Origin of the sequence: Ilumatobacter sp., assembly GCF_049588435.1 — a bacterium.
GTDB lineage: Bacteria > Actinomycetota > Acidimicrobiia > Acidimicrobiales > Ilumatobacteraceae > Ilumatobacter_A.
On the sequence record NZ_JBAVYV010000285.1, the window covers coordinates 15,574 to 27,904 of the forward strand.

Here is a 12,331-nt window from a genome sequence, read left to right on the forward strand (position 1 = left end):
GGCTTCGCGTCGTATCGCCGCTTGACCCTGACCTCTCGTGGAGTGTCAGCTGGTGATGGCGGTGACGATCTCGTCGGCAAGCGATGCCGACGCGGCGAAGACACCGCTCCACCGCAAGCTGAGGTCGGGGCCGAAGCTGAACGGACGGCCGTACGCATCGACGACACATCCACCGGCCGACTCCACCACGAGAGCCGCCGCGGCGATGTCGACGATCCGATGGACGTCCCCACCCGGATCGCAGAACGCGTCGACGGCGCCGTCGGCGACGAGCATCGCCTCGAGCACCGACGAGCCGAGGACACGGATTCGACTCGTCCGGTCGGCGATCCGCATCCAGGCATCACGGTTCTCCGGCCGCGGTCGCAACATCGACAACGACGCTCCGTCGAGTCCGGTGCGACCACTCACGATCGACCCGGCCGGTTCCCCGGCGACGGCCGACCAACGGCGGCCGGTGTCGAGCCACACCACGAGTGCCTCACGTACTACTTCGTCGACGACGAGCGCACCGGCGAACGCCGACAACGGAACTCCGGCCGCAGCATTCGCCGTGCCGTCGACCGGATCGATGACAACCGTCACCGAACTCGCGCGGTCGATCCAGCCGATCTCCTCCGACAGCACGTTCACACCGTGGTGCTCCAACACGTCGAGCACGGGCGCCTCGACGACCTCGTCGAGCAGGTACGTCTCGGTCCCGTCGGCACCGGGGCCGACGGTCGATCGCCGGTCCTCGGCGGACATCGTGGCGAGTGCGTTCCCGTACGCGCGGAGCGCAGCGTCGGCCGCCTCGGTCAGCACCCGGGATACCCGAGAACCGCACTGCGTCGTCACAGGATCTGCTTTCGCACCCAGCCGGCAAGCAGCTCGATCGCGTACACGACGACGAAGATCGAGATGAGAATCGCGCCGGTCGTCTCCCAAGCCAGCACTCGCAACGAGTTGAACAGCAGGAACCCGATGCCACCACCGCCGACGATGCCGAGCACCGTCGACACCCGCAGGTTGATGTCGAGCACGTAGAGCAGGTTGCCCACGAGCGCCGGCATCGCCTGTGGGATCACCGAGACAAAGGTCTCCTGCACCCGCGTCGAACCCGTCGCCACGATCGCCTCGCGAGGAATCGGGTCGACCTCCTCGACGGCATCAGCGATCAGCTTCGCGAGGAAACCGGCCGTACCGACGACCAATGCCAACGTGCCGGCGACCGGACCGAGACCGATCGCGGACACGAACAGGACGGCGACGATCAACTCCGGGATTCCTCGGAGGAAGACGAGGAACAACCGGGAGATGGCGTACACGACCCGGTTGGTGGCGACGTTGCGCGCGGCGAGCAAGCCCAACGGGATCGACACGATCGTGCCCAGGAAGGTCGCGATGAGCGCCACGGCGATCGACTCGAGCATGCCGGTGATGATCCCGTCGCGTGCCGTCGTGAAGTCCGGCGGCACGAGTCGCAGCATGATCTCCCAGACCTCGCCGAGCGATCTGATGATCTCGAACGGATCGAGTCGCACCGACCACAACGCGTACCCCAGGAGCGCCGCGAAGAACAGGCCGTACCACGCCTTCATGCGACGCTCCCCGCTGAAGGGTGGACGTACGGTTGCGTGGTCGAAGTTCTCGACACCGACGACAGCGGCGCCGGTGCTCCCCATGAACCGTCTGACGAATGCCGCGCCGACCCCGGCCCGCGGTGGCCGACCCCCGACGATCACTCGTTCACCACCGAGCAATGTCGAACGAACCGCTGCCGACAGGAACTCCATCACCGTGATGAACACGAAGATGACGATGACGACGCCGAGCGCCCGGTCGTACTGGAGCGAGCGCAGGCTCGTCTGCAGCAGGAAGCCGATGCCACCGGCGCCGACGATGCCGAGCACGGTCGACGAGCGCAGGTTGATGTCGAGCCGATACAGAGTGGTCGCGATCATGCTGGGCATGGCTTGAGGGACGACTGTCGTGGTGATCGCCTGCCACTTCCCGGCGCCGACCGACACGACGGCATCGCGTGGCCGAGGATCGACTTGCTCGATGGCATCTGCGAACAACTTGCCGACCATGCCGATCGAATGCAGGCCCAGGGCCAGGATTCCCGGCAGGACGCCGATCCCGAACGCACGCACGAAGATCGCCGCGAAGATCAGATCGGGGATCGCCCGGGTGGCGACGATGATCGCTCGGCAGACCGCCATGACCGCAGGATGCGGCGTCGTGTTGCGAGCTGCACCGAAGGCCAGCGGCACCGACAGCGCGATCGCCAGCGCCGTCCCGATGACCGCCATCCAGAGAGTCTCGAACGTCAGCTCGATCGCCCGATCGAGGTCGGCGAAGTTCGGCGGGGTCATCCGCTCGAGCAGGTTCCACATGTCGCCGAGCCCGCCGAACACGACGGTGAGCGACATGTCGATGTAGCGCCATGCCCAAATGGTCGCGACGACGAAGAAGACCGCGACGAGGCGCAGCATCACCCGTTGACGAGTGAGCGGCGGGCGCAGCGGCGTGGGCTCTCGTGAGCTCGACGGCGGTGCCGCGTGCTCGAGCATCGACGTCACCGGCGAACTCCGGCGGGGGGTCGGGTGTCGATGAGATCCGTGATTGCGGCGTCGGCCGCACCGGGAGCGACGCGCTTGTAGACGTCCATCACCTCGGTCTCACCGAGATCCGCGACGGCACGGTCGAGCACCATCTGTCCATCGCGCAGGCCGACGATGCGGTTCGCCCAGCCCATCGCGAGTTCGACCTGGTGCAAGGTGCAGATGACCGTCAGTTGATCCTCGACCACGATGCGGAAGAGCACGTCCATCACGTGCGCCGACGACTCGGGGTCGAGTGATGCAACCGGTTCATCGGCGAGCAGCAGGGTCGGCTGTTGCATCAACGTGCGGGCGATGGCGACCCGCTGCATCTGTCCGCCCGACAGTGTGTCGGAGCGTTGGAACGCCCGGTCGGCGAGGTCGACACGGTCGAGATGCTCCAGGGCCTGGCGCCGGAGGGACGTCGAGTAGGCGAGGGTGCTCATGCGCGGCCCTCGGAGTCGGCCGAGCGCGCCGGTCAGCACGTTCTCGAGGCAGGAGAGCCGGCCGACGAGCCCGAACTGCTGGAACACGAAGCCGACTTCTCGGCGCAGCGCGCGGAGTTCGGACCGCTTGGCGCGGACGACGTCGACACCCATCACCTCGACATCACCACCGGTCGGCTGATGGAGTCCGTTCAGATGACGCAGCAGCGTCGACTTGCCGCTGCCCGACAGACCGATCAGGCAGAGCAGTTGACCCCGGGGCACGCTGAACGTCACCTCGTCGAGCGCGAGCGGCCCGTTCGGGAACTGCTTCGACAGGTTGTTCAGGCGGACGATGGGATCGGCATCTGGACGAATGGTCCGAGGGGCAGCGGCAGCAGTCATGGCGTGGTCAGCCTTCGCACTGGGCGGCCTGCGTCTGCACGCAGACCTCGCGGACGCCGTCGTAGAAGGTGTCGTCGACGGCGACCCATCCCCATGCGTTCTCGTCGGTGAGGCCGCACGTCTCGACATCGGCACAGATGCCCCGCTCGATCAATCGGTCGGTGTTGCTCTCCTCGAGCACGATGCGGTTGATCTCGGTGACGAGGCTGCTCGGCAGAGCCATGTTGACCGCGATCGGCGAGCCGGCGATGACCTCGGACTCCCACACCGTCTTGATGTCACCCTCGGCGATGTCACCGGACTCGATGAGGACGTTGTCGACCATGGCGTCGAAGGCGAAACCGGCTTCGCAGTCTCCGTTGTCGACGGAGATGACCGAGGCGTCGTGGCCGCCGGCGAAGACGGCGCTGACGCCGCTCTCGGGGTCGATGCCCTCCGCCAGAAGGCCAGCGGACGGGTAGAGGAAGCCCGACGTCGAACCCGGGTCGACGAAGCAGACGCTTCGGCCCTCGAAGTCGGCGAGCTCGTTGATCTCGTCGTTGTCGGCCTTGGCGATGCCGTAGCTCTGGTAGCCGGGCTCCTCGTCGGGGGCGTCGACGAGAGCGCCGACGGGTTCGATGTCGGCGCCTGCGTTCTTGGCGATCACGTAGGAGAAGGGGCCGTACTGGGCGAGGTCGACTCGACCGGCGACCTGACCTTCGATGATGCCGGCGTAGTCGGTCGCCTGGAAGAACTCGATCTCGATGCCGAGATCCTCCTCGAGCACCTGGAGCAACTTGTCGTAGCTCTCCTGGAGAGCGGTCGACTCCTCCGCCGGCACGGCGCCCATCACGAGCGAGTCGGGCCAATCCGAGCGATCGATGTCGTCGGTCGTGGCCTCGGCCTCGGCGGTCTCGGCGACGGCCGCGGTGTCGTCCGTCACGGCCTCGGCCGAAGCCGACGTTTCGGTGGGTGCGGCATCGACGGCGGAGTCGTCATCGTTGCCACAGGAGGCCACGAGAGACACCGCTGCGGTGAGGGCGACGAAGGTCAGCACTCGTCGCGTTCGAGGGGAGGAAGGAAGGGATCTGTTCACCTGGACTTGTCTAGATGGGATCGGTGAACACCAGGCTGTCTTCGGGGAAACCCCGAACGAAGTCTGTCCGAATGCTTCGAGTCGGTCAGGAATCGTCGGCGCTGAGTCGCACGGTCACGGCGAACATGTCGGTCCGCATCCACGAATCCGAGGTGTGCACGATCGGGCCGTCGGGTCCGTCGGTCGTCCGACTCTCCAGATGCCACGTGGGCAGCACGGCGGAGGAGAACCCGAGTCGCTCGGTCTTTTCGTCCGGCGGCATCGCGACGGCAACATCGACCGAGCCGCGTCGTGGATCGAAACCCGCCTGGACCAGCTCTTCGTGAATCGAGCCTCCACCGACGACGTCATCTCCGACGAGCCGGGCGATGGCCGCCGGAAATCGTTCGGTCGTCGCCGATGCGACGAATCCATCGACCGTCGACACGCGCTCGACCACGAGTTGCCGAGTCGACCCACGCCCCTGCCACCGGTGATCGACGACGCACGTGGACGGAACGAATCCGAGTGCAGTGACATTGCGCTTGAAGCTCGCATACCCGCCGAGGCGGACCTCATAGGCGAGGCGGTGGGCCGTGAAGGTCCCGCGGCCCATGATGCGCCGCACCACCATTCGACGCTCGAGTTCGCGAACCGCCTCGCGTGCGGTCAGGCGATTGACACCGAACTCCTCCGCGAGGTGATGCTCACTCTCGACCATCGTGCCTGGCGCGAGCGCCGACCACCGCGTCGCCAGAACGTTTGCGAGTTCGACGTACTGTCGGGCACGGACCATGGTTCGAGATCGTAGGGATCCCGATGCGACGACGGACGGCACTCCGTGCCGTCACCCGTCGTCCCGGCGTTCACCCACCTCCACGAGCAGTTCGAGGTACGAACGCACCGGCGGCACCGACCAGTCCGGGTCCTTGGCCAGATCGTCCCATCGTCGCAGGGCCGCGGCATCGCGCCACCTCGGGATCTGCTCGAACGCTGCGGTTTCCGACGGCATCATCACGCCGCCCTGGATCGCGAGGCTGTGCACCGAGGCCGTCGAGAGCGTGTCGTGGTACCCGTCGTCGACCGCGCAGAGATAGCGCTTGGCGGCGACGTGGTGGCGAATCGGCTCGACCACCTCCGGTCCGAACCATCGACGAAGGAATCGGGCCGCGACTTCCTCGTGATGCAGGTCGCGGTCACGTTGCGCCTCCGTGTCCGCGCATCCGAGGAGGTGCCCGAGGTCGTGGAGCAGCGCCGCGGCAACGAGTGAGTCGGCCGCACCGGACTCCTGCGCGAGCGCTGCTGCCTGTGCAGCGTGCACGGACTGCGTCACCGCCTCGTCGTAACGCGACTCACCGAACACCTCGAACACGGCGACGAGACGTTCCGCAACCGCCTCGGGTCCGTTCAACTCGCGCCACGGCGTGTTCACGGCAGGACTCCGATCGCGCGCAGTTCGTCCTCGGTCGGAGCGCTGCCCTGGAAGTCGCCGATGGTGCTTAGCCGAGCCGGGTCATCGCCACGGGCTTCGAAGAAGCGCGCCTTGTCGTCGTAGTACTCCGCACGCAGGTCGCCGAGACGAAACGCGTTGTACGTGCAGAAGAGCGCCCGACGAGTGGTTTCCGAATCGTTCGGTCCACTGCGGTGCGGAACCCGTGAGTGGAACCAGAGCAGGTCGCCGGACCTGACCGGCACGGGCCGGAAGTGGAGCTCGGCGGCGACGTCGGGACGAATGCATCCGTCGTCGTCGAGCGGCAGGAGTTCGTCATGCATCCCCGGCACCACCTCGAGACAGCCGTTGGCGAGATCGGCGTCGTCGATCGCCAGCATTCCGGTCAGGTGGGTGTCGACGAAGGCGTAGGCAGGCGCGTCCTGATGCGGAGCGAATCCGGCGCCGCCGGCGAACTTGTAGTTGATCTTCTCCTTGTAGAGCACGGCGGGTTCGCCCAGCAGACGCCCCGCCATCGCCGGCAGGCCACCACCGGCCACGAGACTCCTCCATCCGTCGTGCACCTCGAGCAGCCGCTCCGAGCGAGCGAGGACCGCCCCGCGATCGGTGTGCTCGTAGTGTTGCATCAGGCCGAGTTCACCCGGCTTTCGATCGGCGACGTCGTCCACCCACGTGCGGATCTCAGCGATCGTCGCCGAGTCGAACGCCGCCGGAACGTGGAGGTATCCGTCACGGGTCCATGACTCGATGTCCAGCGCAGCGACGAGCGCATCGCCTCGCTCATCGGAGTGCGCGTTCGGGCTCATGTCCGACTCTCGACCAGTTCGCCACGATCGGGTGTCGGGACCATCGTCGGCGTCGAGGCCCCGTACGACTGCCCGATCGCCAGTCGTACGGTGGGCAGGGCGCCGCGGAGGTCGAAGAGGACGAGGTCGGCGCGCTGGCCGGGAGCGAGGCGACCCCGGTCGTCGAGCCCGACCGTGGCGGCGGCGCCGCTGGTGACGAGGCGGATCGCGTCGGGAAGCGCACACACGTGATCCGCGACCAGGCGTCCGACCGCGCCGAGCAGTGTCGAGGGCATGTAGTCCGATGCGAGACTGTCGCAGAGCCCACGGCCGATCAACTCCCGAGCGCTGACGTTGCCCGAGTGACTCTCACCCCGCAGCGCATTGGGTGCGCCGCACACGATCTGCAGACCGCGCTCACGCGCCGCGACGGCCGCTTCCACAGTTGTCGGGAACTCCGCGATCGACGCACCGACCGCAACGGCTTCGTCGATGTCGCCGACATCGGCGGGGTCGTGACACATCAACCGGATCGCCTCGGCGCGACCGCGCTCGCCGAGCCACGGCATCGCCTCGTCGCGATGGATGCGTTGGCGATCGCGATCGGCGATCACCTCGTCGATGTAGTCCTTGGCCTGATCGGCCTCCATGTCGCGGGTACCGGCGATGTAGCGCTCCATCCAGCGCCGGTCGGCGTACTGGCCCTGCCCCGGGGTGTGGTCCTCGTAGGACACCAGCGGCCGCTGGCCGAGCGCTCGATCGACGGTGTCGCGGAGTGCGACGAAACCGTCTGCATCGCGCACGTCCAGGCGATGGAGGATGCGATGGTCGATCGGGGCCGCTCCGGAACCCGCCCGTTCGGCGAGCGCAGCACACATCGCCGTCGCCTGCTCGACCGACCGGTCGTACTTCGCGCCGTTCTCGAAGCCGATGCCGTGGAAGATGGTCGTGACACCGGCCCCGCGGACGCGTCCTTCGAAGGAGTGGATGGCGAAGTCCATCGGCAGCAGGACGCCTGGGCGCGGGCGGAGTTCCTTCTCGAGACCGTCGGAATGCGTGTCGACCACGCCGGGCGCCAGCAGAGCACCGCGGCCATCGAGCGCACCGGGCGGCGGCGATCCGGTGTCCACCGACTCGATGATGCCATCGGCGACGACCACGGTGGCGTGCTCGATCAACCGGTCGGGAAGCACCGCGGTCACATCGGTGATCGCGAAGTTGCGGGGGTGCAGGATCGTGTCCATCAGCGGGCGACTCCAGTGAGCTCGGGGAGAATGCGTTCGGGCGGGCCGGCGTCGACGACCTCGCCGTGGCGCATCAGCACGACGCGGGTGGCGAGTCGTTCGATCGCTTCGAGGTCGTGGAACACCGACAACACGGCGACGCCGTGTCCGGCGAGCTCGTCGATCAGTTCGAGCGCTGCGGACCGATTGGCCGGGTCGAGAGCGGAGACGGGTTCGTCGAGCAGCAACAGTCGCGGTGGCGAGACGGTGCCGGCGGCGAGATTCACGCGTTGTCGTTCGCCACCGGACAGCACCGTCGCGTACACGTCCCACATCGCCTCGTCGATGTTGAGGCGGCGGAGCGCGACGGCGGCGGCATCGTGGGCGGCGTCGCGGTCCATGCCCCGATCGGTCGCCGCGCGCACGACGATGTCGAATGGCCCTCGTCTCGGAGGTGCCTGGAGGAATTGCGAGACGTATCCGAGCTCGCGACCCCGCAGCGCGACCACCTCGCGCTCCCCGATCGATGCCAGGTCGACCGTCGTGCCGTCGCCGAGGCGGAGCGCGAGCGTGCCGGCCGACGGCAGGTAGGTGCGGTGGACGCATTTCAGCAACGACGTCTTGCCGGCCCCGCTCGACCCGGCGAGCACGACGTGCTCACCTGCGCTCACGTCGAGATCGACGCCGCGGAGCCCGGCGACCATGCGGCCGTCGATGTTGTGCAGCACGAAGTGCTTCTCCAGACCGCGCACTTCGAGCACGGGACTCATGATCGGGCCGCCGCGACGAGTCGCTGGCTGTAGGGATGCATGGGGTCCTCCATCAACTGGTCGGTGAGCCCGGCCTCGACGATTCGGCCGTGATGCATCACGACGCAGCGCGTGGTCAGCATCTCGATGACGCCGAAGTCGTGCGACACGACCACCGCGGCGAGCCCGAGGTCGTCGAGCAACGACCGGATGAGGTCGAGGACGCCCGCTGCGACCGACGCGTCGAGCCCGGTGGTCGGCTCGTCGAACAGCACGAGCGATGGGCCGTTGGCCAGCGCCTTCGCGAGCTGGACCCGTTGGCGCATTCCGCCGGAGAATTCCCGCACCACGTCGTCCATGCGGGCGAGGGGCACCTCCGTCCGATCGAGCAGGTCCGCAGCGCGTTGGCGGATGCCGCCGAAGCTGCGCCACCCGGCGGCGGTCAGCGGCTCGGCGATGTTCCCACCGGCGGTGAGTCGCAGGTCGAGTCCGTCGGCGGGGTTCTGGTGGACGATCGAGACCTCCTCGACGCGCAGTCGTCGACGCTGCGACGGGGTGAGCTCGGTGAGCTCGGCGATCGTTTCGTCGCGGCGTCGCATCTTGATCGACCCGACGGTCGGTTCGACGTCACCGGCGATGCAGCGCATCACGGTCGACTTTCCCGATCCGGACTCGCCAATCACGCCGAGCGCCTCGCCGGCGGCCACGTCGAAGCCGACGTCCCACGCGGCGACGACCGTGCTGGTCGGCGCGTACTTCGACGTCGCGCATTCGGGGCCGGTCGCTGCGATCGCGTCGGCGTCGAGACGCCCATAGAGCTTGCCGAGCCCATCGACGCGCAGGACCCAGTCGTCCGGGTCGACGATCATGTTCCGCTCCCATCGCCGTGTTCGGGTACTCGTCGTTGTCGACGGCACCAGTCGGTGTCGCTGCACACCCAACGCTCGCCGCCGCCCTGTGCGGGGACCGACACGAGGTACGACACGTCGCTCCCACATTGGGCGCACGCGGCACCCGGCGTCGACTCGACCTCGAAGGGCACGTCATCGAACGTCATCGGTTCGACCGACGTGCCGGGCGGGATGGCATAGATGCGTTTCTCGCGACCAGCGCCGAAGAGTGACAGGAACGGCGCTCCGTCCAGGCGGGGGATGTCCCACCGCGGGATCGGTGTCGTCGCCACGACGTACCGTCCGTTGACGAGACACGGGTAGCCGGTCGTGCGGGTGATGACGCCGTTGCGCACCTTGTCCTCGTAGAGGCTCACCCACAGCTTGGCGTAGTCGGCCTCGGCATGCATCCGTGCGAGTTCGCGCATGTCGCGCTCGACGCCGCGCAACGGTTCGGGCACCGGAACCTGCAGGACGAGGATCTGATCCTCGCGGAGCTCGTCCTCGGGAATGCGGTGGCGGGTCTGAATCACCGTCGCCTCGTCGGGCTCGGTGGTTTCGACGGCACCGGTCGCGCCGACGATGAGTCGACGGAGATTGACCGCGTTCACACCCTCGTCGTCGCCCTGGTCGATCACCTTCACGGCATCGGTCGGGCCCACGACGGCGAGCGTGATCTGCAGACCGCCCGAACCCCAGCCCCGCGCCACCGGCATCTCCCGTGACCCGAACGGGACCTGGTAGCCCGGGACGGCGACGGCGGTGAGGATGGCCCGGCGTATCTCCCGACGAGCATGCTCGTCGAGCACACCGTTGGCGTCGGGCGCACCGACGAGCGATTCGATCGAGGTAGCGCGGTCGGTGGGGTTCGGAGCCGCCACGGTCGGGTCATCGGTGAGGGTCATGCGCAATCAGCTCCTGCGGCAGCGTCGACGAGGCGTGGCTCGGCGATCGGTGCGTCGTCGAGTCGGGCCGCACGCACCGCCAGCTTCCGTTCGACCATCGAACGGAAGGTGACGTAGTGCGGCAGTTTGAGGTGTTCGAGGAACCCGGTCGCGTCGAGTCCGTCGGTGGTCATCAGGACCGATTGTTCGAGCGGCGTCTGTCCCGCATCGCGCTCACAGGCGATGTCGAGGTTCGCCATCGCGATCGCCTTCTTCTCGTTGTGGCCGAAGCAGAGCCCGTATCCGACGTCGAAGCGACCACGATCCTCGCCCACGCCGTCGAGGTCCTCGATCGCCTCGACCTCCGTGACGCGCACCCTGCCGACCGACACCGTTTCGCCGGTGACGGGGTGGGTGACGACCACCGGCAGACGCCCGTGTCGGACCTCACCGAGGGTGATCTCGTGCAGGTAGCCGTCGGGTCCGAGGATGTTGCGGTACCACAGGTTGACGAGGGCGCCGGTCTCCGCTCGGGCCATCACGGCCAGACGCGCCGAACGAGGCGCCCCCGGACGAACGGCGTCTCGCGTGATGTCGACCGGATCGGGGTCGGCATCGTCGTCGCGGCGCTCGACGAGGAGGTCGAGGTCGCGCAACACCTCGAGCAACCGCAGCGGCCGTCGCTCGTCGGCGGGCCGAGCCGACTCGCCGACCGGGGGCGCATCGGCCCCGATACGTTCGAGTTCCTCCGCATCGTCGAACGGGTCGACAGGACCCAAGTCCAGCATGCGGCCCGTGTAGTCGGTGGTCCGTCCGAGCAGCTGCGGACCGGGCGGCTGGCGATACGCCGGCACGATGCGTCGGAGAATCTCCAGCTCATCGGTATCGACGGCCTCGGTGTGGGCGAAGCGTGGCATCGTCGAGCGGTGGGCTCGAAGCAGGTGAGCCGCCTCGATCGGGTCGCCATCGGCCTGGCGCAACGCGGCGGCGGCCAACTCCGGCTCCCACAGCCCACCCTCGCCCATGACCCGATCGACGAGAAGCGACATCCGTTCGGTCAGTTGGGCGTCGGTGACCGCGGGGACGACGGACCGCCGACGTTGGTCGGCGATCAACCGCTCGGCGGCCTCGATCGCATTGCGTCCACCGCGAGCGGCTGCGTATCCCATCAGCGCGCTCCCAGCTCGATGCGCACGTCGCTGCTCCGGGGTAGCCCGACGCAGAGTCCGTCGTCGGCGACCAGCCAAGTGTCGACGCCGGCGGGATGCTCCAGGTTTGCCGAACGCAGTGCCTCGAAGACCTCGACCGGCACCCCGACGACACCCACGTGTCGAACGTCGCGGGCGCCTGGCCCCGTGACGGCCAGCCGAACGACTGCAGGGTTGGGCCCGTGCGGCTCATCGTCGTCGCCGAACAGACGGTGGCAACGCAGCACCAGACGTGAACCAGACTCGGGGGTCCAGGCGTCACCTCGACGGAGAGCGGCGACCTGGTCGGCCCCGAACCGGTCGTCAGCGAGCACCATGTCTGCGTTGCCGAGGTCGGCGACGATCCTCGCACCGGTCGAGCGATGCACCAGGCGTTCGACGGCGTCAGCGCGACCAGCAGCTCCGACGACCGCGACGCTCACCTCGATGTCGGCGAGCGCCAGGATCGGCACGAGTGCCGGGTCGACGCCAGCCTCCGATGCCACGACGGCCAGATCGACGGCTCGCCCGGGGCGGGAGAAGGCGTCGAGCAGGATTCTGAACGCTCGTTGCGATGCCCGGGTGTCGAGTCGGACCGACGTCGGCACCTGAGGGTCTGCGACAACGCTCATCAGTCGAGCTCCTCGAAGGTCACCCGGGTGGTCGACAAGTCGGCCCACTCGCGGTCATCGTC

The 12,331-nt window shown here is 67.9% G+C and carries 13 protein-coding genes; all 13 read right to left on the reverse strand.

The annotated features are described in order from the left end of the window. Positions 1-45: 45 nt before the first annotated feature. The 13 genes from WBV89_RS11140 to phnH all read right to left on the reverse strand — a co-directional run bounded on the left by WBV89_RS11140 (position 46) and on the right by phnH (position 12,269). A complete protein-coding gene (locus WBV89_RS11140) occupies positions 46-804 on the reverse strand; it encodes an inositol monophosphatase family protein (RefSeq protein ID WP_423981421.1) in 759 nt (252 codons plus the stop codon). 29 nt (positions 805-833) lie between these two features. Beyond that, entirely contained in the window at positions 834-2,555 is a 1,722-nt protein-coding gene (gene phnE / locus WBV89_RS11145) for a phosphonate ABC transporter, permease protein PhnE (RefSeq protein WP_423981422.1), read from the reverse strand. Between the two features lie 5 nt (positions 2,556-2,560). Next, positions 2,561-3,415 carry a phosphonate ABC transporter ATP-binding protein gene (phnC, locus tag WBV89_RS11150; protein ID WP_423981423.1) on the reverse strand — a complete coding sequence of 285 codons (855 nt, stop codon included), beginning with the start codon at positions 3,413-3,415 and terminating at the stop codon, positions 2,561-2,563. 7 nt (positions 3,416-3,422) lie between these two features. After that, positions 3,423-4,451: a phosphate/phosphite/phosphonate ABC transporter substrate-binding protein gene (locus WBV89_RS11155; protein ID WP_423981424.1), complete on the reverse strand. Its 1,029-nt coding sequence runs from the start codon at positions 4,449-4,451 to the stop codon at positions 3,423-3,425. Between the two features lie 124 nt (positions 4,452-4,575). Further along, entirely contained in the window at positions 4,576-5,265 is a 690-nt protein-coding gene (locus tag WBV89_RS11160; protein WP_423981425.1) for a GntR family transcriptional regulator, read from the reverse strand. A gap of 51 nt (positions 5,266-5,316) precedes the next feature. Further along, entirely contained in the window at positions 5,317-5,901 is a 585-nt protein-coding gene (locus WBV89_RS11165) for a phosphonate degradation HD-domain oxygenase (RefSeq protein ID WP_423981426.1), read from the reverse strand. Beyond that, complete coding sequence (locus WBV89_RS11170) at positions 5,898-6,725, reverse strand: phytanoyl-CoA dioxygenase family protein (protein ID WP_423981427.1); 828 nt, start codon at positions 6,723-6,725, stop codon at positions 5,898-5,900. Before WBV89_RS11170 ends, WBV89_RS11165 begins: the two co-directional genes overlap by 4 nt. Then, positions 6,722-7,948, reverse strand: coding sequence for an alpha-D-ribose 1-methylphosphonate 5-triphosphate diphosphatase (locus WBV89_RS11175; protein ID WP_423981428.1), 1,227 nt, complete (start codon positions 7,946-7,948; stop codon positions 6,722-6,724). Before WBV89_RS11175 ends, WBV89_RS11170 begins: the two co-directional genes overlap by 4 nt. Next, on the reverse strand, positions 7,948-8,697 hold the full coding sequence (locus tag WBV89_RS11180) for an ATP-binding cassette domain-containing protein (RefSeq protein ID WP_423981429.1): 750 nt from the start codon (positions 8,695-8,697) through the stop codon (positions 7,948-7,950). Before WBV89_RS11180 ends, WBV89_RS11175 begins: the two co-directional genes overlap by 1 nt. Continuing rightward, positions 8,694-9,545, reverse strand: a complete 852-nt coding sequence (locus tag WBV89_RS11185) for an ATP-binding cassette domain-containing protein (protein WP_423981430.1) — start codon at positions 9,543-9,545, stop codon at positions 8,694-8,696. The genes WBV89_RS11180 and WBV89_RS11185 overlap by 4 nt, the downstream gene beginning before the upstream one ends. Then, positions 9,542-10,471, reverse strand: coding sequence for an alpha-D-ribose 1-methylphosphonate 5-phosphate C-P-lyase PhnJ (locus tag WBV89_RS11190; RefSeq protein ID WP_423981431.1), 930 nt, complete (start codon positions 10,469-10,471; stop codon positions 9,542-9,544). Before WBV89_RS11190 ends, WBV89_RS11185 begins: the two co-directional genes overlap by 4 nt. Beyond that, positions 10,468-11,619, reverse strand: coding sequence for a carbon-phosphorus lyase complex subunit PhnI (locus tag WBV89_RS11195; RefSeq protein WP_423981432.1), 1,152 nt, complete (start codon positions 11,617-11,619; stop codon positions 10,468-10,470). Before WBV89_RS11195 ends, WBV89_RS11190 begins: the two co-directional genes overlap by 4 nt. Continuing rightward, on the reverse strand, positions 11,619-12,269 hold the full coding sequence (gene phnH / locus WBV89_RS11200; protein ID WP_423981433.1) for a phosphonate C-P lyase system protein PhnH: 651 nt from the start codon (positions 12,267-12,269) through the stop codon (positions 11,619-11,621). The genes WBV89_RS11195 and phnH overlap by 1 nt, the downstream gene beginning before the upstream one ends. Positions 12,270-12,331: the final 62 nt, after the last annotated feature.